The 25527-nt window shown below is 40.4% G+C and carries 16 protein-coding genes and 1 tRNA gene; 4 read left to right on the top strand and 13 right to left on the bottom strand.

Translation table 11 applies throughout. The features are described from left to right. Window positions 1–42 precede the first annotated feature (42 nt). The 9 genes from miaB to IPM47_17240 form a co-directional block, all read right to left on the bottom strand. The gene (miaB, locus tag IPM47_17280; protein QQS28580.1) at window positions 43–1488 is read right to left on the bottom strand and encodes a tRNA (N6-isopentenyl adenosine(37)-C2)-methylthiotransferase MiaB; all 1446 of its coding nucleotides are present in this window, start codon (window positions 1486–1488) and stop codon (window positions 43–45) included. A gap of 1176 nt (window positions 1489–2664) precedes the next feature. Beyond that, window positions 2665–2748 (bottom strand) — tRNA-Leu (locus IPM47_17275). 2 nt (window positions 2749–2750) lie between these two features. Further along, window positions 2751–3284, bottom strand: a complete 534-nt coding sequence (locus IPM47_17270) for a Fe-S protein assembly co-chaperone HscB (GenBank protein ID QQS28579.1) — start codon at window positions 3282–3284, stop codon at window positions 2751–2753. Between the two features lie 75 nt (window positions 3285–3359). After that, entirely contained in the window at window positions 3360–6473 is a 3114-nt protein-coding gene (locus IPM47_17265) for a hypothetical protein (GenBank protein ID QQS28578.1), read from the bottom strand. 140 nt (window positions 6474–6613) lie between these two features. Then, the gene (locus tag IPM47_17260) at window positions 6614–7129 is read right to left on the bottom strand and encodes a hypothetical protein (protein ID QQS28577.1); all 516 of its coding nucleotides are present in this window, start codon (window positions 7127–7129) and stop codon (window positions 6614–6616) included. A 3-nt stretch (window positions 7130–7132) separates the two neighbouring features. Next, window positions 7133–7858, bottom strand: coding sequence for a hypothetical protein (locus IPM47_17255; GenBank protein ID QQS28576.1), 726 nt, complete (start codon window positions 7856–7858; stop codon window positions 7133–7135). A 236-nt stretch (window positions 7859–8094) separates the two neighbouring features. Next, the gene (locus IPM47_17250; protein ID QQS28575.1) at window positions 8095–8721 is read right to left on the bottom strand and encodes a PorT family protein; all 627 of its coding nucleotides are present in this window, start codon (window positions 8719–8721) and stop codon (window positions 8095–8097) included. A 50-nt stretch (window positions 8722–8771) separates the two neighbouring features. Next, on the bottom strand, window positions 8772–9437 hold the full coding sequence (gene ubiE / locus IPM47_17245) for a bifunctional demethylmenaquinone methyltransferase/2-methoxy-6-polyprenyl-1,4-benzoquinol methylase UbiE (GenBank protein ID QQS31515.1): 666 nt from the start codon (window positions 9435–9437) through the stop codon (window positions 8772–8774). 252 nt (window positions 9438–9689) lie between these two features. Continuing rightward, window positions 9690–10820 (bottom strand): beta-lactamase family protein, encoded by a 1131-nt coding sequence (locus tag IPM47_17240; GenBank protein QQS28574.1) that lies wholly within the window; start codon window positions 10818–10820, stop codon window positions 9690–9692. A 463-nt stretch (window positions 10821–11283) separates the two neighbouring features. On the opposite strand from IPM47_17240, the gene IPM47_17235 reads away from it, so the two are divergent. Continuing rightward, window positions 11284–12624 (top strand): hydroxymethylglutaryl-CoA reductase, degradative, encoded by a 1341-nt coding sequence (locus IPM47_17235; protein QQS28573.1) that lies wholly within the window; start codon window positions 11284–11286, stop codon window positions 12622–12624. Window positions 12625–12690: 66 nt separating this feature from the next. After that, window positions 12691–13644 carry a GHMP kinase gene (locus IPM47_17230; GenBank protein QQS28572.1) on the top strand — a complete coding sequence of 318 codons (954 nt, stop codon included), beginning with the start codon at window positions 12691–12693 and terminating at the stop codon, window positions 13642–13644. A gap of 32 nt (window positions 13645–13676) precedes the next feature. Here the strand turns inward: IPM47_17230 and IPM47_17225 are convergent, their stop codons facing one another. Further along, window positions 13677–14450 (bottom strand): hypothetical protein, encoded by a 774-nt coding sequence (locus tag IPM47_17225; protein QQS28571.1) that lies wholly within the window; start codon window positions 14448–14450, stop codon window positions 13677–13679. Window positions 14451–14668: 218 nt separating this feature from the next. Between IPM47_17225 and IPM47_17220 the strand changes: the two genes are divergently transcribed. After that, window positions 14669–16849 carry a T9SS type A sorting domain-containing protein gene (locus IPM47_17220; protein QQS28570.1) on the top strand — a complete coding sequence of 727 codons (2181 nt, stop codon included), beginning with the start codon at window positions 14669–14671 and terminating at the stop codon, window positions 16847–16849. 160 nt (window positions 16850–17009) lie between these two features. Further along, a complete protein-coding gene (locus IPM47_17215; GenBank protein ID QQS28569.1) occupies window positions 17010–19163 on the top strand; it encodes a choice-of-anchor J domain-containing protein in 2154 nt (717 codons plus the stop codon). A 1099-nt stretch (window positions 19164–20262) separates the two neighbouring features. On the opposite strand, the gene IPM47_17210 is transcribed toward IPM47_17215, so the two are convergent. The 3 genes from IPM47_17210 to acs all read right to left on the bottom strand — a co-directional run bounded on the left by IPM47_17210 (window position 20263) and on the right by acs (window position 25338). Further along, complete coding sequence (locus IPM47_17210; protein ID QQS28568.1) at window positions 20263–21243, bottom strand: hypothetical protein; 981 nt, start codon at window positions 21241–21243, stop codon at window positions 20263–20265. A gap of 853 nt (window positions 21244–22096) precedes the next feature. Continuing rightward, complete coding sequence (locus tag IPM47_17205) at window positions 22097–23365, bottom strand: hypothetical protein (protein QQS28567.1); 1269 nt, start codon at window positions 23363–23365, stop codon at window positions 22097–22099. A gap of 71 nt (window positions 23366–23436) precedes the next feature. After that, the gene (gene acs, locus IPM47_17200) at window positions 23437–25338 is read right to left on the bottom strand and encodes an acetate--CoA ligase (protein ID QQS28566.1); all 1902 of its coding nucleotides are present in this window, start codon (window positions 25336–25338) and stop codon (window positions 23437–23439) included. Between the last annotated feature and the right edge of the window lie 189 nt (window positions 25339–25527).

Below are 25527 nucleotides of genomic sequence, written 5' to 3'. Positions count from 1 at the left end.
AAGCGAATGATAATTCTCAACAGAGGTTTTGAAGTTTTTTAGTTACCCGACAACTCTTCCTTTGAGAGAAGCAGAGGTGCAACTTTCAATCAAAACCTGTACATAGTCGCCCGGTTGGTGATTTTCACGGGGAAACACAACCATTTTGTTTTGGTCGGTTCTGCCGCAAAGGTCTTTGTCGGAGCGTTTTGAGTTTTTTTCGACAAGGACGGTAAAAATCTTACCGACATCTTTTCGGTTTTTAATCAAAGAATGTTGATTCTGAAGGGCAATGATTTCCTGCAATCTTTTGTTTTTGACTTCTGCGGGTACATCGTCTGCATACCTTCGGGCAGCTAAAGTACCCGGTCTTTCTGAGTAGGCAAACATATAAGCCATGTCATATTGCACGTAACTCATCATACTTAATGTTTCTGCATGGTCTTCATCCGTTTCGGTACAAAAACCTGAGATAATATCTGTAGAAATTCCACAGTCAGGTATAATTTTTTTGATAGCTTCGATTCGGTCTATATACCAGTCGCGATCATAAGTACGGTTCATGGTTTGCAAAATCCGGCTGCTACCCGACTGAACGGGAAGATGAATATAATTGCAAATATTGGCATATTTTGCCATGGTGTATAACACATCATCGGTCATATCTTTGGGATGAGAGGTAGAAAACCGAACCCTTAACAATGGGGAGATTTGAGCTACCATTTCGAGCAGATTCGCAAAGGTTGTAGTTTGATTAGTTTCAGGATTTAACCATTTGTAGGAATCAACGTTTTGACCTAACAAGGTAACTTCCCTGTATCCTTTGTCGAATAATTCGGTCGCTTCTGCAATGATTGAAAAGGCATTGCGGCTTCGTTCGCGTCCTCTGGTAAAAGGTACTACACAAAAAGAACACATATTGTCGCAACCTCGCATGATGGAAACAAAAGCACTGACCCCATTACTGTCTAATCTGACCGGACTAACATCGGCATAAGTTTCTTCTCTCGAAAGCAAGACATTGACCGCTTTTTGGCCTCCTTCAGCTTCTGCGATTAATGAGGGCAAACTTCGGTAAGCATCAGGCCCAATTACTAAATCAACGATTTGTTCTTGTTCGAGCAGGCTTTGTTTTAATCGCTCTGCCATACATCCCAATATGCCAATCAAAGTACCGGAACGACGGCGTTTTAATTGAACAAAAGTTTTTAGACGGGTACGAACCCTTTCTTCTGCCTTTTCTCTGATGGAACAGGTATTGAGTAAAATGAGGTCGGCAGTTTCGTAATCAGGGGTCAACCGGTAGCCTTCTGCGTTTAGAATGGAAGCCACGATTTCGCTGTCATTAAAATTCATCTGACAGCCATAGCTTTCTATATAAAAATGTTTGCCATTGTAGGTTACATTTTGCTCTTCGATAACGGCAAGAACTTCCCCTTGTCTTGTTTCGTCAAGTGGTTTGTTGTGATTCAATAAAGTTTCAATTTCAGTATGTAGGGTAGGATGCATGGAATAAACTATTTTCAGGCTGCAAAATTAAACAAATTTTGCTAAACAATGACAATTTGGCAGACAAGTGTTTGTAAAAAAACTGCTCAGAATTGGATAAATAACAGTTGTGTTTTATGAAAAGATGGAGAGTAAACCTGTTAAAGCACTTATTTAAGTAAAGCTATTTTAAAAATCAAGTTAAATGTTCGGGGTTTTACTAACTCAATAATTTATTATAGAATTAGTAATTGCCAACATGTAAGGCTTAGAACAAATCAAATCTGCCTCATCTTTTAATGTTTTTTGGATTCTTGCCCCCATAATTAAGAGAAAATTTACTAAAGTTCTTTTTACAGTAAATTTTAATTCAACATGATTAGGAAGTAAGCATCAAATTGAACTTTTGTAATATAATATTCTGATGGAACAAACCAATCCGCAAGCGGAATAAACCAATCCGGAAGCGGAATAAATTATTCCGGAAGCGGAATGAACCAATCTGTAAGCGGAATGAACTAATCCGGAAGCGGAATAAATCAATCCGCAAGCGGAACGAACCAATCTGTAAGCGGAATGAACTAATCCGGAAGCGGAATAAATCAATCTGCAAGCGGAACAAATCAATCTGCAAACGGAATGAACTAATCCGGAAGCAGAATGAAATAATCTGCAAGCGGAATGAAATAATCCGCAAGCGGAACAAATCAATCCGCAAGCGGAATGAACTAATCCGCAAGCGGAATGGATTCTTTTTTTGTTAAAAAGTAATTTTCAGATTTTAGAGCACAACTTTACAATAGCGTTCTTTTTTACTTTATTTAAGTGTTCAGCAATCTAATTAATTCAGGTAAACTAAATCAGAGGTTAATCATAAATTACCGGGCAAGAAAAAATGGGGTTAGGTGTAAAATCTACAAAATCATCTAAAAATCAGGAGAAATAATAGCTGTTAAACGTAAACAGAGTGGTTGCTAAATATTAAATCTTTTTAAATTTTTTTTGAAAGGTTCATCTAACAGAGAAATTGCGAGCGTAAAATCAATTTGCGTTTTGGTAAAGATAAAATCCCTGTCAGGAGATTAAATCGAGGTTAGATTTCCCGGTTATACTATTAGCACATCAATAAAAGCAGGATAATCAATCTGATAAAAAACAAAAACCCCGTTTCTGTTAAGAAACGAGGTTTGATTGAAGTACCCAGAGCCGGGATCGAACCGGCATGGGTTTTACCCCACTGGTGTTTGAGACCAGCGCGTCTACCAATTCCGCCATCTGGGCATTTAACGGTGCGCAAAGTTAGATAAACTTTCTTTGATGCGCAATATGTAGCGATTTTTGTAGTAAAAATCTTTTACTGTTTGCAAAAGTTCAACTTGTTGAGGATTTTGGTCGAAGTTATGTAAGACCGGGGAAATTTCGTTTTTCATGTTTTCTTCCAGATTTGCAATTTGTTGATTTAAACGAATCAACTCTTGTTCAGGATCTTCCGAAAACGAAACTTCCATGATTTGTTCGTTTATGTCCATCATTTCTAAGAGAAAGGACTGCGGCAACTGGTATTTCTCATCTTCGTCAAGCAACCCATAAATTTGCAAGATATGTTTTATTCTCAATTCCGGATTGGAAAGAGTTTGGTAGGCTTTATTGTTGATGGATGTCAATTCCAATGCTTTTTCCTGAGTAAGGGCATCTGATTGAGTAAAGTAATCGGGGTGATATTCTCGGTTGATTTTAAAAAAAAGGTTTCTAAGTTCGGTTTCATCGGGGAAAAATGCAACCGGAATTTGGTAAAAATCAAAGTAATTGATGAACACGTTAGTTAATTAAATTTGGTTTGGATTTTGAAACAGAAATTGACCTAACTGAAAACATTATATAACACAATCAAATCAGGTTTCCTTAGTTGAAATTGCATTTTCATGTTCGAACCTGCCTTTAAAACGATTTCCTACAACGTACATCGCAAGTAAAACTGCACCCATGCCAAGAAAAGCCAATGCTCGTGTTAAGGTTCCGGTTTGTGCCAGATCAAACAGTACAAGCCTGAATAAACAAATCAAAACTCCGGTGAATGCTATGTAACGGAAGTAATTTTCTCGCGCCCAAAAAGCAAGACTGAAAATGACAAAACATTCGATAACCCACCAAAGAGTTAGCACCGATTTTGAGAAAGAATAATACAGGAAAACAGCTACTGAGATAAAGATGGGGTAAAAAATCCACCACATGCTTCGTCTCCTGATTAGTTGAACAAAAGCGGATAAAACTCCATGCAATAAAGCGGGAAAACTTAGATTGTCCAACTGTCTGTATGGGTAGTAAAAAGCAACAAAAACAAACAGCAAAATAATTGAGGCAACACCCGCCAACCAGGGTTGTGCTGTCCAGTACATCGTGTTTGTTATATAAAAATGGCTGATATAGACGATAAAACCTGCGGAAATCCAGCTCAGCATCAGCGCATAAAGCCTTAACCGGGATATACTGTCTTGTTGTCTGACCGTGATTACAAGTGCTGAAAGTGCCAGAATTACAAAAAGTAAGGAATGCCAGATTTCGGGCACTTCGACAATAGTAATGCCAATGGTAAATCCAAGAAGTATTTCTGGCATTAAGGGTTGAATAAACTTCCAGACCGGATAATTTTTTTCTCCTGATTGGGCAGGTTGTTGGAAGGCCCAATACAATAAAGCAATAAATGCGGTCAGTTCTACTATCCATCGTGTTTTGAAAAAACCTATGCTTTCTTCTATTGTAATATATTCCGTAAAATGTCTGACCACAAAAACCAACAGCAAGATATAACCTAATTGAAGTAAATACCTGTCAGGTTCATCTTCTTCATGTTGCTTTCCGCCATAGTTGTTTCTAAACCATTTTGCCATTTCGAGCAAGATGACCGAACCCGCTATCCAGAATAATGGAGGGGCAAAGACCCAAATCGGTTCGAGGAAATGATAAGCTGTAAATGATACGCCTAATACAAACAGATACATTCCCGGCCATCGAAGATAAGTTCCGCTCGATGCAACAAAACACCATAAAGCTGCCACAAAGGAAACTGCTAACAGGGGTATCGTAAATACAAAACTGAAAATCTGAGTCCAACTTTCCTGGTAAAATACCGTTTGCCATACAATATAATGCCAAAGCACCAAACCGGCCAGCAAACCAATTCCAAATCCGTTAATCTGCAATTTGTTTCTAAGGTATAATAAGACAATAAACAGGACTCCTGTGGTATATACTGCCCAAAGTTGATCATAAAAATAGGTGAATATTACCAAAGGCATAATGCCAGACAATAAACCCAGCACCGAAAAACGATGGTCTTTGCCGGTTGAACCTAAAGGCAAAAACCAGGAATCCGAAGTATCAAAGGGAGATGTTTCTGTTTGAAAGATTGCCGGATAGATCTGAAAAGCAAGAGAAGCTGCCAAAGCGATGGCAATAAAGCCGGCGTGTAAATAATTACCGATAAAGTTTTCTGAAAAAATCTCTGTTCCTGCAAGTACAATCAATCCAACTCCTAAAAGGTGAACCGCCGCCAATCCTGTTCGATAGAGCCATTGTTCTTTTACCAGCATCATCACAAAACTAAACAATAAGGCTTCCAGAAACATAAGAGATAAAACGGTGATTTCATTGTCGTTTGTCCAACTCCAATCGGTCAGTGTGAGTAAAGCCACCAACATAGCGACCTGCGCCAAAAGGGTGTCTGTATAGTAAAGCCACTTAATTCCGATTTTTTTGGCACGCAAAGCCAACACAAAGGCCGCAACAGCACCAATCAGGATAAAAATAGTTTTATAGGGAGTTCCTGCAGCATGCATTGCCAATCCGGTTGCCATGAACAACCAATTGAACAAATGACCGAGAAAAGGTAATACCTCAAATTTATTGGAGGTATAAGCCGATCTATAATGTACAATAGCGCCGACAATTCCAAGGGTTAACCAAATTAATATTGACAATATTGGTTGTGCGTACATCACCATTAAACTTAGTTTCCCGATTGTAAAATACCAATAGAGGTGGAATGTAAAAAATGCAACAACGATTATAAGTAAATGTGCATCCCATCGTTCACGGTAAACCGGTGCAATTCCAAACAGGGTTACGATGGCTGCCAGAATAAGTGTTTGATTAGTTGCAGGAGCTAATGCTAAAGCTGTCAAACTCAATAAAACATGAAGAGAAGCAAATACTTGAGTTCCTCCTAAAAATCCCAGCAGCAAATTGACAGATATCCCTAAGCTCAAAACAGCGAGCGAAGTGGCAGGGTTTTCAATCCATTGCAAACCGGGAATATAACCTGAACCTAAACTTCCAAACAAAAACAAAGCCCCTCCTACACTTCTTAACCAGGAACCAAAAGTTGACCATTCCGGATTTGTTCGCAATGCAAATCCAATACCTCCGGTGATTAGAGAAAAGGCGGTGATGATGGCAAACCGGTAAACAGGTTCTACTTGTAAGGCGGCATAGGTAATCAGAAAAATTGCCCCTATGACCAACAATACAGATCCTACAACTCCGATCCAGTTTTCACCGCTAAGCCGTTCCCAAAAAGTTGAGGTTGTTTTGATATTTTGTTCGGTAGCAGTTAAAACAACCGCTTCTTTTTGCTCTGAATGTTCTTGCAAGTGTTCGGAAATGCCAACCACCACAATACTCTCTTCTTGTGGAGTTTGCAGGTCTTTATTGCTTTCTTCGGTCAATAACTCAGGTTCCTGTTCGATTACAGCAGGAAGTTCCGGCAATTTAGCTGTATTTCTATCCGGCAAGTTGATAGCCGGCTGTGTTTCTGATTTGGATTTTTCAGATTGCCCAAAGTTTTTGAGCTTTTGTTCTAATTTGCTGAGACGATTGCTCAAATCTTCATTGATCTGTTCAGATTGATATAGTTTACCGGACAGGCTGCCTACTTTAAATAACAGATAAATTACTGCTAAAGGGGTTATTAAAAGAACAATAGCGACTATGGCAATTAAGGCTTCCATACTTTGTAATTATTTGGACAAAAGTAGGAATAAACCTGAAGTATCTACCCAAAGAAAGAAACAGGAAGATGGTTGTTTTACAAAAGCTGTTTTAATTGCCGTCCGTGAGGAAATAAGAAAAATCAACTGCCATCGAAAAATTAGGCCAAAATATGAGATTTTGAACCTCTGCCTAAAACAAATGAATAGGTTTTGGCTTCCTTTTTGGCTAAATCAAGATGAAGTTCAATATCTTTTACAAACAGGCGTAAATTATTGATAATAGCCTTGATTTCGGTGTCGCTGAGTTTTGTGCGATATCTCAGGCTGTCATAAATACGGAAATAGTTGAGTGAAGTATTTTCAGCCGATTTGGTTAACAACTGTTTTACGTTCAGCATCGGGAGATGAAGCAAATTGACGGGTAAGATATTTTTTTTGGGATTTTCATCTTTGGTCAGAAGTTCGAGTTTATCGGCCGTTTTGTTAATTTTTGAACCAAACTGGGTAAATATTTTAGTCAGTTGTTTATACTCTTCTTCTTTGAACCGGTGTCTTCCTATAGCTCTGCTTCGCAAACGGGCATAATAGGCAGGAGTTTTTTGTTCGTAAAGTACCTCTGCCACATTGTTTAAGACTATGAAAGGATGATTGAGCAAGTATCGTACACTTTCCATACTTTAAATTTTATATTGAGTATCTGAATCCTTAGTGTGAATGGTCAATTTAGGGTTGTTTGGATAAATGATACCCAAACCTTTGCTTGCACCTTTTCCTATGCCTATCTGAGGAGGAATAAACATGTTGGTTTTAAAATTAACATCGAAAACTGAAATCGGTACTTTTTTGAATTGAAGCGATCGTGGTTCAGATAAATTGGTGATGCTTACTTCAAATCGTTGATCTAAAATCCAACCGACACCTTTGGCAAACCACAAAAGTTGGGCGGCCAATATGTTTTCAAGAAATACAATTCGCTTAGCCATTGAGTCAATCGCTTTGTATTCATGATAGTTATTTTGATTGAGTGCCTGCCAACCATTTAACTTAAAGGGTCTCATCTGATTTTGAACATTTAAAGTGTATTGTTCCATTTTTAAATGCCCGATTTTAAGACTGACCGGCTCATTGTGAAAAGAAATTTCCCAACTTTTTTTTTCAAAAAGGTGATAGATATTGTCCACACCCTCTTGCAAACATAACATTCCCGGCTGATGATCCCTGAATAATTTGTATTGTATTAGGGGATAACGATAATGAAAACCGTTATTTTTATCGTGATTATGAAACAAATCGTGTTCATACCCTACTTTTTCTGCCACTGCACCGCGAAAAGCAGGAATTTGATTTCTGAAAATAGAAGGAATACTAAAAGATACAGAGAGATATCTCAATAAATGGGACATTTTTGTAGAGCAGCTTTTTATTAAATTCTTTTTAACTCCACAAAAATAAGTATTTCTGCAAGTTTGCAACTATTCGTACCTGATTTTTTTAATAAAAAATTATCTCAGATGTTTAGTTCTTTGGATTTAGTGGCACAAAAGTCTGCCCTTAAGAAAAATAGAAGCCATGAACTGACCCTGTTTTCCCTTTAAATGGCAAGCTAAACCAAAAAACACAGAACAGGCAGGTTGTAAGATTATCCCTCAAACTGGAGAGACAGAAATACTCCTCTCGAGCGAAGTTTCCCCAAAACATCGGAGTATTGCAGCCCTTCGGTGGGAACATGCAGATTGGGAATTCCGGTAGAAAATTTTATTTCAGGAGAAAATATAAAAAGCGGGAAATAGAACTCCAAACCAACGCCATATTCTACGGATACATCAAAACGGTCAATTTTAACAATATCTGTTGCGCGTCTTGCCTTTGAGTTTGAACCTAAGTCCCAATCGAATCTTCCGCCTAAGAGGCCGTAAAACCGGAAATTATCGAAAAAACGGTCTGATTTATATTTCAGGGCCAAAGGGAATCCTAAAATGATGGATTCTATGGTTTTTTGACTGGTAAAATCTACCTCTCCGTCGGTTTCAGTATATCGCAGGTTTTTTTCGATAAAAATCAACGAAGGGATAAAACGCAATTCGGTATGACGACTCAGGTGTAAATCTGAAATGATACCCACATTGAAGCCTGTTGCGCGAGGAGCATCAACTACTTTAATGGTATCATGAAAAGTAAAGGCATCTGAATGAGTAATAACAAATTTTGAACTATTAAAACCCAACGAAATGCCAAAGTGCAGCCGTTTGTTGTCGTGATTAGGCATGTTTTTTTGAGCCTGAGCAAACAAAGGGATGGTTAAAAACAGGAAAATGGCTACTTGATTCCTGTATAAATTGAGGAGATTCCTAAAGTTAATGCTGAACATATTGTTTGTTTAAAACCGGTTTGTTGTAAAATAGAGACAAATTCATTGCCTTCGGGGAAAGCTTGTACAGATTCTGGCAAATAGGTGTAGGCTTTGTTATCTTTTGAAACCAATTTGCCTATAAACGGCAAAATATACTTAAAGTATATACCAAACAGTTGTTTTACAGGAAATATTTTAGGTTTTGAAAATTCTAACACTACTAATTTGCCCGAAGGTTTTAAAACCCGGTGTAATTCAGACAGCCCTTTTTGAAGATTTTCAAAGTTGCGCACGCCAAAAGCAACGGTGATGGCATCAAAAGTATTATCTTCAAAAGGCAGATTTTCGGCATCAGCCTGTTGAAGAGTGATGATGTTTTCCTGTTTGCAGGCTTTCACTTTTTCTTTCCCAATGGCCAGCATTTGTTCAGAAATATCTATTCCTATCACTTTTTCCGGTTTTAACCTTAAAGAGGCTAATGCCAAATCGGCAGTTCCGGTAGCTACATCTAAAATGGTTTTTGGTTGAACGGGTTTTAGTTTGTTTATAGCCACATATCTCCACCATTTGTCAATGCCTAAAGACAACAAACGATTTAAAAAATCATATTTTGGGGCGATATTGTCGAACATTTTCTCAACTTGTTCTTTTTTGCCAAGTTGTGATTCAGAATCGGGAACTACGGGTTTGTTTTTCAAAACAAGAAGATATTAAATGGGAAGTTGTGTAAAAATCGGGAAAATTTGGCTAATCTCAATAAAATGAAAACAATCTTTCTGAATTAAAAGTAATCCAAAGTGTAACATAACAGAATGTACTCTGACAGGTTCATCTTGTATTGGAAATATTGTTGAATTTGCAGATGAAAGCGCAAAAACAGATTGTTAACGCAACAACAAATCTAACAAATCAATGCCTATTTTATCAATCCGGTTATCAGAATTTGACAATACGACAACTGCTACCTCTCTTTCTTTTTCAAAAGCTAAATAATTACTATATCCCGAAGTTTTACCGCTATGGGTGTAAATAACCGGTTGGCGTTTACCATTTAAAATAACATACCAACCCCATCCCACCTTTACATCCGGCATTTGTGTATTGAATAATGGTTGCAAAGCGGGAGTAAATACAGATTTGCTCATACAAGCACGAACGAATGTCAACATATCGGGTAAACTGCTGTAAACTCCTTCAGAACCATACATAGAAGCAAAACTGTTTGAAAAAGCTTGTTTTCCACTGAAAAGATGACCGGGTAGCAGACGATTTTTTTGGTTTGAACTTAACCTGATGCCGGTATTGGTTAAAGGGTTAGACAGTAAAGGGGGAGATAAATAACGTTGAATAAGTTTATCGAAATTTAAACCCGAAGCATTTTCCAATAGGTGTGCCAGTAATCCGATTCCTGTGTGTGAGTAAACAAAAAGTTTTTTGCTCTTATTTTTCTTGAATATGCCGGAAACAGGCCGGTAGTTTTTTAAAAACAGGTATAGGTCAGAAACTTGATAGTTACCATAGGTATTTTCCGGTTCAATCAGGGTTGCAGGAAGGTTATAGGGTGTTCTTGGCAGTAAAGCAGTATGGGTGGCCAACTTTTGAAAGGTAATGGAAGATAAAAATGGATTATTCGAATAAACGGAATCGGGTAAAAATTTAGTGATACTGTCAGAAGGTTGAATAATTTGTTCTTCTGCCATAGCAGCCATAACTGATGTTGTAATAATCTTGCTTAATGAACCAAGTAAAAAAATACTGCTGCTGTCAGGCGGATTGAGGTTTGATTCGGAAATATTACCATAATAAAATTGATAAGTGTATGGCCCGTCTATAATGCCTATCGCTATACTATGATTGAGTTCGGTAGTTCCAAGATAACTGGCGACTACCTTATCGGATAAATTTTTTAATGCTTTTGATGGTTGCGCTAATATTGCCTGTTTCAACAAAGTTCCACTAAGAATGATGAAAATAAGGGCATATTTAGTTAGAAAATGGCTCCTGTTACTGTTCATTTTCACTTTTAGTCTTTAAAAAAGTTGTAATCACTGAATCCATTCCTTCTCAAAGGTTTTTTAATCTGTAAAAATCCTAAAATTTTTGCAACCCCAAAGAAGCAGGATGGCATCTTGGTATTCTATGTCCGTAAAACTAAGAAATCAATTGGTTGGATAAAGGTAAGATTTATCCGGCTATATCATTGAAAATGAATTTGTTTTAAAAAATGCCATTTTGTTTAACAATATTTTAAAAAACTAAAACAAAATCGAGCGATTCTATGTTAAACTTGCTTAAAAAAAATAACCGGAACTGAATATCTCTATTTTGTTTTGAAAATCGTTTGTAGAACTAAAACTTATACGATATGCAACATAAAACAGCTTCAAAATAGCAATAGTCATTACCTTGTCATAACTTTGCAAATTTATTAATCGAATTTTTTATCAACATTCAGTTAAATAATTCTGAAACTATACCATGAAAACAAAGGAAAAAATGATTGACGGCTTTTCAAAGTTTTCCAAAAGAGAAAAGCTGGCATGGATGGTTCGCCATTTTTTTACTTCAAATCCTTTAGATGTTGCTCGTGAGTTTGCCAGTTTTTGGCATTCAAATGTCGAAGCTCAGAAATTATTTGATGGAATCAGTGAGAATACGGTCAGCAATTTTTATATGCCTTATGGAGTTGCTCCCAATTTCCTGATAAACGACAAGTTATATTGCGTGCCGATGGTTATTGAAGAAAGTTCGGTAGTGGCTGCTGCATCCAGCGGAGCAAAATTCTGGTCTGAAAGGGGAGGATTTAAAGCAGAGGTTATTTCAACAACCAAAATAGGGCATGTTCATTTTATCTGGAAGGGAGATCATGAAGTCTTTGTCGGATTTTTTGATGAGTTTAAGCCCCGGTTGCTGGAAAGTGTCCGTCATATTACCGCCAATATGGAAAGCAGGGGAGGAGGAGTTTCTGGTATAGATTTGCTCTATCTGCCTGAAATAGAAGAAGGTTATTACCAAATTAAAGTGGGATTTGAAACCTGCGATGCAATGGGCGCTAATTTTATCAACTCCGTTTTGGAGACATTTGCACTTACTCTTTCTGAAGAAGTACAACAAAATCCCAGATTTGCAATGGAGGAACATTCCTTGCAGATTATTATGGCAATCTTGTCCAATTACACTCCCGAATGTCTTGTCAGGTGTTCTGTTTCCTGTCATGTTTCGGAGTTGGGAAATTTTGGGAATATGCCATCTAATGAGTTTGCACAGAAATTTGTGAGGGCTGTCAATATTGCCAGAAACGATACTTATCGCGCTGCAACACATAACAAAGGAATTTATAACGGTATTGATGCCGTGGTCATAGCTACAGGCAACGATTTTAGGGCTATTGAAGCCTGTGGACATGCCTATGCTGCACGAAGCGGCAAATATGTTTCTTTAAGTGAGGCAGGTATTACAGATGGTAAACTTTGGTTTAAATTAGAAGTGCCTTTAGCACTCGGCACCATTGGAGGATTGACAAAAATTCACCCCCTTGCCAAATTATCTCTCGAACTTTTAGGCAGCCCCACTGCAGAAGAGCTGATGCAAATCATTGCATCTGTAGGGTTAGCTCAAAACTTTGCTGCCATTCGATCTTTAGTTACTACGGGAATTCAGAAAGGGCACATGAAAATGCACTTTGGCAACATACTTTCTCATTTCAACGCTTCTGAAAACGAACGAAATCTTGCCGAGATACATTTTAAAGACAAAACTGTATCATTTGCTTCGGTCCGATCATTTCTTGAATCTATCCGGCATACGTCCCTGGCTTAGAAGTCTGTTTGCTACTTTCCTTTTTGTTTTCCGTAGTTGTTAACTGCTTCCGGCATATCCATTTGTATGAAAGAGAAGTTAGTCGAAAATTTTCGCTCAAACGGAAAACTGTTGCTTACAGGAGAGTACCTTGTTTTAGATGGCGCAATTGCTTTGGCAGTACCAACCCGTTTCGGTCAAAAAATGGCTGTTACTACCTCTATGAATACGGATACCGTCAGCCGGTTAGAATGGGAAAGCTATGATGAAAAAGGAAATTTGTGGTTTAAGGCAGCTTTTTCTATTCCCGGATTTGATATTATCGCAAGTAGTGGAGGAGCGGAAAGCGTTGTTGAAACTCTTAGAAATTTGTTTTTACAAATCAAACAACAATCACCCGGTTTCTTAATGCAACCTGTGTCGGTACATATTAAAACCGAACTGGAATTTGCCCGAAACTGGGGCTTGGGAAGCAGTTCTACTTTGATTGCTAATTTGGCTTTGTGGTCGAAAACGGATCCTTACCAACTTTTGTTTTCAACTTTTGGCGGCTCAGGGTATGACATAGCCTGTGCATTGCACAATCAACCCATTTTATACCGAAACCGGTTGAACGAAATTTGGACTCAACCGGTTGAGTTTCAACCTCCATTCGCAGATCAGTTGTATTTTGTTTATTCAGGAAAAAAGCAAAACTCCAGAGAGGCTATCAATTATTACCGCGACAACGAATCAGACAAATATTCTTTAATCAAGGAATTCAACAACATTACCATAGCAGTTTCCAAAACACAATCGCTTCGCAATTTTGAAGGCTTGTTGGATTATCATGAAGCACTGCTTTCGGCGTTATTGCATTTTAAGACTGCTAAAACACTTTATTTTCCGGACTATTGGGGAAGCATTAAATCTTTGGGAGCCTGGGGAGGCGATTTTGTTTTAGCTACATCTTCAAAAAGCAAAAATGAAACATACTCTTACTTTAAAAGTAAGGGATATGAAATCATTATACCTTATGCCGAAATGGTTTTGGGAGGATAAGTGCAGCTTACTGCCTGAATTAGAAGCAGGAATTATTTCTTTTTGAATTGCCAACGGCTATAAACATCCCTTCGGGCATTTAACGAAACTGTACGTTGACAATTGGTAATTGTATCTGTCAATGTGTAAAGAGTGTAAGGGTTAAAAGAGCTGTTAACTCCGGTGATTTCGAGAGTTTGATATTCAAACTGAAGCCGGTCTTTGTCTAATTCTCTTAAGTCAAAAGTTTGGCGGTCAACATATTTTAAAGGAATATCGTCCTGTTCAATAGTGCTGCCGTCAATTGTAGGAAAATTGATGAAAGTAATGGCCCATTTGGTTTTTTCACTGTTTTCCCAATACCAGCTATTGGTAATTGAAGAAAAGGTGCCGCTGACCTGGGAATTTAACTGCGGATTAAAATAGGAAAAGCTTCCATTGCAGTTATAGGTTCCATTGTCTTTGATTGTAAGCAGATAGGTAAACTGAATGTCGTAAATACGGGTAATGCTTACTAAACCATTGACATAATTGGTGATTGAATTTAGCAATGTGTCTTTCAGTTCTTCTTTCCGAATGACATTGGAAATATAAGTGCCTCCGATATTGCCTGTATCACAGGCTGTTGAATTAAAGGTAGTTACTGTTTCAAGTTTATCCACATCGTTTATGCTGTAAGTTTCCAATTCCCAGTTAACTGTAAGCCGGTTATCGCGGCTCATAAATATCAGCCATGGGTCATCTTCTCCGCGTTTGCAGTTACTTAATAAAATAGTTACGAAGGCTATTGTAGTGAAAGCCAATAACTTAACAGACGTTTTACGCATAAAATATTCGGAAAATTGATAAAAACAGGACAATATGGAGTGATAAACCCGACAAAAGTAAGGGTTAATTTGGTATTTAATCTCATTTTGTTGAGTTTTACCTTTTCCGTTTGTATTTTTGCAGTAAAGTTTATACATAGATAAACTTTCAACCCTCCTTAATAAGACAATAGCTTCATTTCCACTTATTCAATCTTTCAACCACTTCCGATTTTCTCATGTACAAACTTCTTGCTTTAGCTTTTTTGTTATTGACAATTACATACTTTACACAAGCACAAACCCATCAACGATGCGCAACAACAGAATATACTAAGCATATTGATGAACAGTATTTTCAAAACAACTACAAAAACAAACGCGCAGCTCTTGAAACCTACATACAGCAATGGATAGCCCAACATGGAAATCAAAAACAGATGGGAGAAATTTTAACCATTCCTGTAGTTGTTCATGTAGTTCATACAACATCTAATCCCGCTTCTAATATTTCTGAAGCACAGATTAATTCACAGATTGAAGTTTTAAATGAAGATTTCAGAAGGCTGAATGCAGATGCGGTGCAAACACCTGCCGCTTTCTTGCCTGTTGCAGCCGATTTTGAAGTGGAGTTTTGTATTGCCCATAAAGACCCCGATGGATATCCGACTACCGGAATAACCCGAACAGCAACTACGGAGACAATTTTTAATGTAAATACTAATAATGTAAAGTCGGTTACTACAGGTGGTGCCAATGCTTGGCCTTCTAACCGTTACCTGAATATTTGGGTATGTAATGATTTGGAAAATAACGATGGCGACCCGATTTTGGGTTATGCTCAGTTTCCTGCGGGCGGACCTCCACAGTTTGACGGAATAGTGGTGGCTTATTTTTCATTTGGCCGGGTTGGTGCTGTAACTCCACCTTATAATAAAGGACGGACAGCAACCCACGAAGTCGGACATTGGCTCAATCTTATCCATACCTGGGGAGATAAAGACCTGCCAATGGGTGTTGACCCATCTTGCGAAACGGATGATTTGGTTAACGATACCCCCCGAACCATTGAACCGCATTTTGGATGCTCTTTAACACTAAACAGTTGTTCCAATGAAACTCCCGATTTGAACGATATGATCCAAAACTATATGGATTATGCGAGTGAAAGTTGTCAGAATATTTTTACCCTCGGCCAAAAGCAACGCATTCGTGCGATTTTAGAACCGGGAGGCGTTAGAAATAATCTGGTTGCTCAACCCGATTTGTGTTCGGTTGGTGAAAACGATGTTTCTGCTTTGAAAGTGATAAGTCCTGCCGGTACAGGGGGATGTACTACTTTTGAACCTGTTGTTGAGTTAGTCAATTCGGGCAGCAGTACTTTATATTATGTCGAAATCAATTATTCGGTGGACAATGGACCGGTAAACAATACCTATTGGGTAGGTGAACTGCTACCGTATCAATGGATTAATATCACCTTACCTGTGATGAATACCATTCTTCCGGGCATCATCCATACTTTTACAGTTTCCTTTAGCAGTCCGAACGGAGTAAACGATTTTAACCTCAACGATAATGAATTTGTACAGAGTTTTGCAACAGTTTCAAAAGGTGCAAATCTTCCGTTTGTTGCCGACCTGGAGACCGGAACTTTTCCTGCTGCTAACTGGCAGGTAATCAATGAAGACAACAGCATTACTTTTGCACTATATGACGGTGCGGGTTTTTCAGGCAACCGCTCGGTGTATATGGCGAATGTTAACTACAATGCAACTGGTACTATAGATGAATTTAACATGGCACCGGTTGATTTGAACGAAGTTAATCCTAAACTGGAGTTTTATCAGGCTTATGCCCAAAAAACTGCCGGAGATATATCAGACACCTTAGAAGTTTTGGTTTCGACCAATTGCGGGCAAAGTTTCACTTCTGCCTACAAAATCAGCGGTACGGAATTGATAACCGCCCTTAGTCCAACAGCTTCTTCTTTTGTTCCTACGGCCATTAACTGGAGACGACATGTAGTTTCTCTCTGGGATTTCAGGGGGACGAGGAGTGCGGTGATTAAGTTTCGCCAAATCAGAGGTACGGGTAACAATTTGTTTATTGACGATATGCACGTTTATGCCGGTGATGTGGGAATTGAACCGGATGCTGCTGACCCGAACATCGAATTGATGGTATTTCCAAACCCGGTTTACCATACGGCTAATTTGAGGATTAAGACAAATCCGTTAACAAAACCGGAAGTTTCGGTGTTTAATACCACCGGACAATTGGTTTACCACAATTCGGGCGAGTTGCAAACAGAAGGAACTCTACAACTCCCTGTAGAAAACTGGCAGCCGGGTATTTATTATATTCATCTCAATAACGGAAAGGAAACAATTACCCGAAAATTAGTAGTTGCTCATTAACCCAAACCCAAAAGTAATTTCCGGTATGTTTTGGGATGCAGAATGTTCTATTTTTTTTTGTAAAAAGCCCCGATTGTCTAAAATCAAGTGTTGATTCCCGGAGTTTCTGATAATTAAATGTTCACTATTCACACTTCAATAATACAGAAAACTAAAAATGATGCTTAAACATCTCATATTTATCTCCTTGCTCGTGGTGTTTACCTCAGCATCCGCTCAATTGCCTGAACCTTGCGGAACAATGCACAACCATGAAATGCTGTTGCAGAAAGATCCGGCAATGGCTGAAAGAATGGCGGAAATCGAAGACTTTACCCAAAAATGGATTGCCAAAAATCCCGACGTAAAAGAAATGGGAACGGTTATTACTATTCCCGTTGTTTTCCATGTTTTGTATAATACCGGTGTGCCTGCAACTAATGTGAGTGAGGCAAAGATTTTGTCTCAGTTGGCGATTTTAAATGATGATTATCGCCGCTTAAACTGGAATGCTTCTGCGACTCCCGAAGTTTTTTTACCCGTTGCTGCCGATGCAGAATTGGAGTTTTGCCTTGCTCAACGAGGGCCGGATGGGTTTCCTTCGAGTGGAATTACAAGAACCCCGACGACTAAAACGTCTTTTACTACCAATGTTAACGATGCTAAATCAGATGCAACCGGAGGAAAAACAGGCTGGCCTGCAACCGACTACCTCAATGTATGGGTTGTTCCGGGCATTAATGGAGGAAATGTGTTGGGTTATGCACAGTTTCCGGGGGGCGATTTAAGTACAGATGGCGTAGTGATTGCCTATAATTGTTTTGGCGATGTTCCTCCTCTGATGGCACCTTATCTCTATGGCAGAACAACAATTCATGAAGTAGGGCATTGGCTCAATTTAAGGCATATCTGGGGCGATGGCCCCTGCGATCAGGACGATTTTGTTGCCGATACACCACGCTCGGACGGTGCCAACTATGGTTGTCCCAATACGAACAGTTGTAGTAACGAATCTCCCGACTACAACGACATGGTTCAAAACTATATGGATTATAGCAACGACAATTGTCAGAACCTTTTTACCCTTGGCCAAAAACAAAGAATGAGGGTTTTGTTTGAGCCGGGTGGATTCCGTTTTTCACTTACTCAATCAGATGGATGTACGCCTGTGTTGCTTGGTGCAAGCGATGCTAATTTGCAATCTATTGTCCAACCTTTCAGTGCCGGACAATGTACCGTGCTTGAACCCGTTATTCAGTTCCAAAACTTTGGTACTGAAACTCTTTATTACCTCGAAATCATCTATTCGGTTGACGGTGGTGAACCTTATACCTATCAATGGACGGGGGAATTGGCCAGTACTGCTTCTACTACTTTTACTCTTCCGCCGGTTACCATCAACAACGGCGAATTGCTGCATAACCTTGAAGTAATTCTTGCAAATCCCAATGGTGTGCCCGATTTTAACCCTGACAACGATATGCTCACTACCTTTTTTACGACCACTTTGCCGGGAGATGAAATTCCTTTTACCGAAAATTTTGTCGGATCTCCTTTCCCTTTTGGTATCTGGAGCTTTACTTCGGCCGATGGCGTGTTCTTTTCACTGAACAACAGCGTTGGGCATAATGACAACTATTCTGCTTTTATGAACAATTTCAGTTATGATGCTGTAGGACAGATTGATGAGTTTAAATTGCCGGATTTGGACTTTTTTGAAACCTCTCCGGTGCTTGAGTTTTGGGTGGCTTATGCCCGTAAATCCGATACGGACGAAACGGACGTTTTAGAAGTCATGATTTCGGCAGATTGCGGCGATACCTTTACCACCATGTTTATCAAAGGGGGTGAAGAACTCGCCACGACTACCGACTTTGTTACCGATGCCTTTGTGCCTAATGGCAACCAATGGAGAAAAGAAGGTGTTGACCTTTCTGCTTTCAGCAATCTTCGCAATGTGGTGATTGGTTTCAAACAAACCCGTGGCAGTGGCAACAACTTGTATATTGACGACATTAATATTGTCGGGTATGTGGTCGGGATTGATGAACCTCAAGTTCTGTCTGACTCTCAACCTGAAAATGCTTTTAACTTGTTTCCCAATCCGTCAAACGGCTTGATTCAATTTCAGTACAACCCTAAGTCTGAGGTTGGGACTCCTGCTCAAATTACCGTTACTGACAAAGCAGGACGTTTGATTTTGAAACAACAAATGATGTTGGATGGTAATCCTTCGCAGGAAATAGATCTGACGCATCTTCCTGCCGGGCTTTATTTTGTAACATTAACGGAAGGGACAATTTCTTATACCGAAAAGCTGCTTTTAGTTCGGTAATCATTTTATCAAATATTTAACGGGCAATCCGGTACGATTCGGGCTGCCCGTTTTTTTATTTTCAAACCAGGCTTATATTTTATACGGATTGCAAATTCATTTTAGTCTAATCCAATTGTTCTTTACACCCCAAAATCTGGCGTTTGGGATAAATGCAATGCCGTAGGTATATAATATAGGTAACGCTAATTCCTTATCAGCCCCAAGTTTCATTCCTGCAGAATGATGGCTGCAAGTTGCTTTTCGATACTACTATCTATATTTTATCGCAGGTTTCGCTGCTATCTGCAGATTGATTCTGCGTTAATTTGCGTCATCTGCGGGAGAAAATATATCGCCCGCAGATTTCGCAGATATCCGCAGATTATTTCTGCAATAATTTGCGCCATCCGTGTGAGGTCTATTTTATCCTTACAGTATATGGAGAACAAGGCCGTTTCTGTTCCATAAAATATCAACTGCCATTGTCTTGAATGGACTATTTTAATTTTACAATCCGTATTATGTGTGCTTTGGCAAGCGGTTTAGGTTTGAAAAGAAGCAAACTTAACCCGAAACAGCTCCTTTTGTTTTAAGCACTAAGTTTTGGCTTGAAATGGGTTAATTTGCATTAACCTCCGGAAAAATTATAGTGCCCTGAGATTAAAAAACGGGTTGGCCATTTTATTTCAGCCTGTATTTTTCTTGATTTTGTTTTTTTTCAACGAGTAGTGTGAAGTTTTCAGGATAGAATTTTTATCATAGTTAGTATCATCCAAAGGGCAGTTTGATTAAAATCAGATTGCCCTTATTTTGCTTACCCTGAAATTGAAGACGGATTGCTTGTTTTTTTTCAACAGCATAGGATATGCTGCTGAAATTTGCCTTCAACAACTCAATATCGGAGGTCAGCGGCTTGAGGTTTGCTTTCTAAAGTTCGGAACAGCGTAATTTTGGGTTCACCGCCGGCGGTTATTAAAACGGAGCATGGAATTTTTTCAGCATTATACAAGCCATAGAAAAAGACTGCCCTGTAATTGCGCGAAGAATTACCGGTTTTGTTATGAACCCACCAAATATTGCTTGCTTTTGCCTGTACCGGCAGTTGGGATGCCTCTATTTATTCCGTTTGTACCTGTGCGACTAAAATTTTTCCTTTAACATTGGTCAGATTTACGGCAATAAACAGGCGCAATGGGTTTCCGTCAGACAATTCGGAGCCGGTAAAGTTTTGTTTTTTACCGGATTGGACAATAGTGAGGTCGTCGGGCGTGGGGGCAGTTTCGGTTTCGGTAATAAAAAAGCCGATGGGAGTTTGACCTGTATTTTCGATTTCAAAAGTATCGGTTTCTAAATAAACGCTTTCTTCCAAAACTTGCAAACGGCTATTTGCAGGAATTTCAATAGGCTTAGGTGCATCTGCCGGCGGCTTGGGTGCTTTCAGATACTGCAATTCATAATAAGATTCGATGATGGCCGGCGTGTCGGAATATAAGAAAATAAGCATTCCGAAGATACGGTGCATCACCACTGCCAATCTTTCGCGTGATTCTTCCAAAGCAACGCGAAACTGCGTGTCTTTTAGCTCGCATACCTGCTGGGCGGTACGTGCAGTATTAAATTGTAGCGCAAAAGCCTGAACATCGGTCAAAATAGTTGCCAGCGATGGGAAGCCGCCGAGGGAAGATGCCAAAGTACTAAGCGCCGAGTATCTTTGTTCATACGTTCCCGACTGGAAAGGCTTGCGTCCGTTGGGCAAAAGTAAGGTATATTCAGCGGTATCGTCTGCATAGACATTCTGAATTTGAATGTCCCAGGTTTTGATTTTCTTGTTTAAATCAGATATGATACCTTCAAACGTTTTGGTAGCGCTTTTGTAAGCCCCGAAATTTGAGTTTACCGCAACAAATTTATTCGAGAAATCAATATAAGCCGGATTCATCAGCAAATAAAGGTTGTTGATGTCGGGATTAGTTGCCGAATTTGCAAACAATTTATCATTGTGATCACGGCTAAGAGACTGCATCCGCTTAAAATTACTATCGGTAACATTGTCAAAAACATTGCGCAGATAAGACCAGTCAGGAAGTGGTAATGCCATTATTCAGGAGTTTAAAATGATATAATCAGATACTGAATTACTAAACAATCTTTAAAGGTAATAAAAAGTTTAAGCGATCAACTTTTTTTTTGATTTTTTTGACCATTTTTTTTTAAGAAAGCGGTTTTTTTTAGTGGAATCTATAAGTTTTTCAAATCCTTAAAGGTTTGTCTTTATCAAGAGACAGGTCTGTAACGGTTACGGAGGCAAGTTTGTATAAAAAGACAGGTCTGTAACGGTTACGGAGACAGATATTTGTACAGACATTTGTCTGTAATGGTTACGGAGGCAAGTTTGTATAAACAGACAGGTCTATAACGGTTACGGAGATAAATTTTTGTACAGACATTTGTCTGTAACAGTTACGGAGGCAAGTTTGTATAAAGAGACAGGTCTGTAACGGTTACGATAACGGTTATACCAATTGGACATTCTGTTTAGTCCAAACCAATTGTGCTGTGCACCCCAAATTCTGTCGTTTTGTGATAAGCGCAATGCCGTAGGCATATAATATTGGTAGAATTGCCCAACCAAGGAATCTCAATGCCGTAGGCATATAATATTGGTAGAATTGCCCAACCAAGGAATCTCAATGCCGTAGGCATGTAATTTACATAGAACAACTTCTTTTACAACCTTTGTTACATTCCTACGGAATGATGATGACAGGTTTTTTTTCGCAGCTACCAATATATTATCCCTACGGGATAAGGATAACAAGATTGTTTAAGTTCCAAAAAATATCAACTGCCATTATCTTGATTGGACTATTTTAATATTACAATCCGTATTATTGGTCAAACCTGTAAGGTTTGGCAAATTATATGGGTTTTAAACCAAGAAATAAACCATTTTACCGCAAAACAGCAAACCGCACCACCAAAGATTGACCATCGTCAAACCACAGCCGGAGGAAATACAAACCATCCGGCAAATTTTCGACTGAAAAGCAGTTTGTGTTTACCGGTGCAGTTTCCAAAACACAGTTACCGGAGGCAACCGGGAAGACTTGAGCCTTAACAACAGAAGCAGTAGGGGGTAAATTCAGACACACAAGGTGACGGGCAGGATTGGGATAGGGGGTAAAAGTGTGGGAAGCAGGAAAATTGACCGAAGTGATATTGTCATTTACCAGGACCAAGCCGCCCGTATTTGTTCCCAACCAGAGATTGACACCGGCAGAGGCGGCTTCTGAAGCGGCGATGGCGGTGATGTGCAGGTCAGGCAGGCCGGTGGTTAAGTTGTTCCAGGTGTTGGCAGGGGGGTGGTAGATACTAAGTCCGGCGTTGGTTGTACCTATATATATAGCCTCGTTTTGAGGTACGGCAACAATATCGGTTACCAAATTTGAGGCTAAACCGGAGTTAGACGTGTTAAAGGTTTGCCAAAGGGTGCCGTCATAGCGCCCGATGCCGTCAGTGGGGGTGGTCATCCATTTCACGTTGTCTGTTCCGGAGGTAATAGCGAGCAGGGTATTGTCGGGCACGCCCGAATTGGCAAGGTTAAAGGCAATCAACATGTCGTTTTTACCCATCGAAACCAACCCGCCGTTTACGGTACAGACCCAAATGTTTTTGGACAGGTCAAAGATGACATCGTTCACGTTGTTGAGCAGCACTTCGGCACCGGTAGCGGTAAAGAGTTGCCATTGGGTGCCGTCAAAACTTGCCAGCCCGCCCGAAAGCCCGAGCCAAAGACGCTGATCGGGGTCAAAGGCGATGCTTTTCACGTAGTTGTCGGGCAAGCCTGAATTGGCGGTGGTGTAGGTGGTCCAGTCGCCGCTGTCATACAGGGCTAATCCGCCGTTGAATGTGCCCACCCAAATCCGGTTTTGGTCATCCACGCCCAGACTGCGGATGCGGTGGTCGGTCAGAGGGCTGTTTGCAGTGGTAAATACCTCCCAGTTGTTGCCGTTAAAGGAAGCCAGCCCGCTTTCGGTGCCTATCCATACAATTCCACTTTGGTCGAGGGCGATACAGTTAATCTCGTTGCCGGGAAGGGGCGAGTTTCCGGTATTCCAGATTTCTGTAACCGTCTGACCATTCAGTGTTTGAAACAACAACCCTCCAGACAGGAGAAAGCCATACATCAGACTGAAACATAGAACAACAAACCGGTGCATAGGATATGGGATAAGTAAAAGGAAGCTATTTTGCAGGTATAAAAATGGATTGTATTTACAAACAGACTGAGTTATTTCAAACCGGCGGCGGCGGTAATTTCATCCACCACCCCCGGATCGAGCAGGGTGGAGGTGTCGCCAAGATTGGAAACATCACCTTCGGCAATTTTTCGCAGAATGCGGCGCATGATTTTACCGCTTCGTGTTTTGGGCAACCCGCTCACGACCAATATTTTATCAGGTTTGGCAATGGGGCTGATGGCTTTGCTCACGGTTTGGCGAACTTCTTCTTTCAGGGCTTCTTCGTTTTGCACTAAAGCATTGCTGATGATATACGCATAAATGCCCTGCCCTTTGATGTCGTGTGGAAAGCCCACCACCGCAGATTCGACCACCAAAGGATGCAGGTTGATGGCGTTTTCTATTTCGGCCGTACCGAGCCGGTGTCCCGAAACATTGATAACATCATCCACCCGGCCGATGATTCGGTATTGCCCGTCAAAATCCCTCCGGCATCCGTCTCCGGTAAAATATTTTCCTTTAAACGCCGCAAAATAGGTCAAACGGCAGCGTTCATGATCGCCATAAGTTGTGCGTATCATTCCCGGCCATGGAAATTTGATGCAAAGCAAGCCTTCCTGACCGTTTTCATCAATTTCGTGGCCGTCAGGACTGACTAAACACGGCTGAACACCGGGCAAAGGAAACGAAGCGAAGGTAGGTTTTAGAGGGGTAATGCCCGCCAGTGCCGAAATCATCATGCCTCCGGTTTCGGTTTGCCACCATGTGTCCACCACCGGGCAGCGTTTTTTTCCGATAAACCGGTGATACCAGTGCCACGCTTCCTCGTTGATAGGCTCGCCCACAGTGCCCAGCACCCGAAGGCTGTCCAAACGGTGGGCAGCCACAAATTCCAGACCGGCAGCCATCAGCGAGCGGATGGCAGTAGGGGCGGTATAAAAAATACTGACGCGGTATTTGTCGCAGATTTCCCAGAACCTACCGGCATCCGGCCAGGTCGGTATGCCTTCATACATCAGCACCGTTGCCCCGTTCAGCAAAGGCCCGTAAACAATATACGAATGTCCGGTTATCCACCCGATATCAGCCGTACACCAGTAAATATCGGTTTCGCGGTATTGAAAAACATTGAGAAATGTGTAAGCCGCATAGACCATATATCCGCCGGTGGTATGCACCACGCCCTTCGGTTTTCCGGTACTTCCGGAGGTGTAGAGGATAAACAGCATATCTTCGGCATCTACCGGCACAGGGGGGCAGTGTTTATCAACGCCGGCGGTTGCTTCGTGCCACCACACATCGCGCTGCGGCTGAAAATGGGTAAACATTCCGGTGCGCTGCAAAACAATGACCCGTTCGATACATGGTGCTGCGGCGAGCGCTTCGTCTGCAATATCTTTGAGCGCAACCATTTTCGACCCCCGCATAAAACCATCCGCAGTAATCAGCAGCTTGCAGGACGAGTCATTAATCCGGTCTGAAAGCGACTGTGCCGAAAAACCGGCAAACACTACGGAATGTACCGCCCCGATGCGCGCGCAAGCCAGGACTGCTACGGTCAGCTCGGGAACCATAGGCAGGTAAATACAAATGCGATCGCCTTTTAAAACGCCATAGTTTTTGAGCACGTTGGCAAACTCGCAGACCTTTTCGTAGAGTTGCCGGTATGTCCAGCTAACCCCGACTTCGTTCGGGTCGTTAGGCTCCCATAACAGGGCTGTTTTTTCGGAACGGGTCGCCAGGTGCCGGTCAAGACAATTTTCGGTGATGTTCAGTTTTCCGCCCTGAAACCAGCGGACATCCGCTTTTTCAAAGCCGCCTTCCAGCACTTTGTCCCATGTTTTGTGCCACACAAAACTACCGGCAATTTCTGCCCAAAAGGCTTCGGGTTCTGCCACACTGCGGGCATATACTTCGAGATATTGCTCAAAACTGTGGATTTGAAAAGACATGCGATATGTTTATGAATAGGTAAAGCAATGTTTTTGACTGCGAATGTAGTAAAACCTAAGAATTTTGGAGATAAAGTTTGGAGGTATTGGGGTAAATATAGCTCAGTTTTAAACCAAAAGTAGCAATCAAAAAAAGGATAAAGCCCCGTTTTCAGGCAAAAAAGCCACAACACCGGTCAATAAAAAGCC

It is taken from the genome of Sphingobacteriales bacterium (assembly GCA_016700115.1).
Lineage (GTDB): Bacteria > Bacteroidota > Bacteroidia > Chitinophagales > UBA2359 > UBA2359.
Note: the sequence above shows the minus strand (reverse complement) of the source record. Positions and strands in the feature narration are given on the sequence as shown.

What these genes read in the sequence shown, in the direction of transcription:
- IPM47_17220 (QQS28570.1), top strand. Translation starts at nt 14,669, where the DNA reads ATGTACAAACTTCTTGCTTTAGCTTTTTTGTTATTGACAATTACATAC.
- ubiE (QQS31515.1), bottom strand. Translation starts at nt 9,437, where the DNA reads ATGTTCGACAATATCGCCCCAAAATATGATTTTTTAAATCGTTTGTTG.
- IPM47_17255 (QQS28576.1), bottom strand. Translation starts at nt 7,858, where the DNA reads ATGTCCCATTTATTGAGATATCTCTCTGTATCTTTTAGTATTCCTTCT.
- IPM47_17225 (QQS28571.1), bottom strand. Translation starts at nt 14,450, where the DNA reads ATGCGTAAAACGTCTGTTAAGTTATTGGCTTTCACTACAATAGCCTTC.
- miaB (QQS28580.1), bottom strand. Translation starts at nt 1,488, where the DNA reads ATGCATCCTACCCTACATACTGAAATTGAAACTTTATTGAATCACAAC.
- IPM47_17240 (QQS28574.1), bottom strand. Translation starts at nt 10,820, where the DNA reads ATGAACAGTAACAGGAGCCATTTTCTAACTAAATATGCCCTTATTTTC.
- IPM47_17205 (QQS28567.1), bottom strand. Translation starts at nt 23,365, where the DNA reads ATGCACCGGTTTGTTGTTCTATGTTTCAGTCTGATGTATGGCTTTCTC.
- acs (QQS28566.1), bottom strand. Translation starts at nt 25,338, where the DNA reads ATGTCTTTTCAAATCCACAGTTTTGAGCAATATCTCGAAGTATATGCC.
- IPM47_17260 (QQS28577.1), bottom strand. Translation starts at nt 7,129, where the DNA reads ATGGAAAGTGTACGATACTTGCTCAATCATCCTTTCATAGTCTTAAAC.
- IPM47_17230 (QQS28572.1), top strand. Translation starts at nt 12,691, where the DNA reads ATGAAAGAGAAGTTAGTCGAAAATTTTCGCTCAAACGGAAAACTGTTG.
- IPM47_17250 (QQS28575.1), bottom strand. Translation starts at nt 8,721, where the DNA reads ATGCCTAATCACGACAACAAACGGCTGCACTTTGGCATTTCGTTGGGT.
- IPM47_17235 (QQS28573.1), top strand. Translation starts at nt 11,284, where the DNA reads ATGAAAACAAAGGAAAAAATGATTGACGGCTTTTCAAAGTTTTCCAAA.
- IPM47_17210 (QQS28568.1), bottom strand. Translation starts at nt 21,243, where the DNA reads ATGGCATTACCACTTCCTGACTGGTCTTATCTGCGCAATGTTTTTGAC.
- IPM47_17265 (QQS28578.1), bottom strand. Translation starts at nt 6,473, where the DNA reads ATGGAAGCCTTAATTGCCATAGTCGCTATTGTTCTTTTAATAACCCCT.
- IPM47_17215 (QQS28569.1), top strand. Translation starts at nt 17,010, where the DNA reads ATGCTTAAACATCTCATATTTATCTCCTTGCTCGTGGTGTTTACCTCA.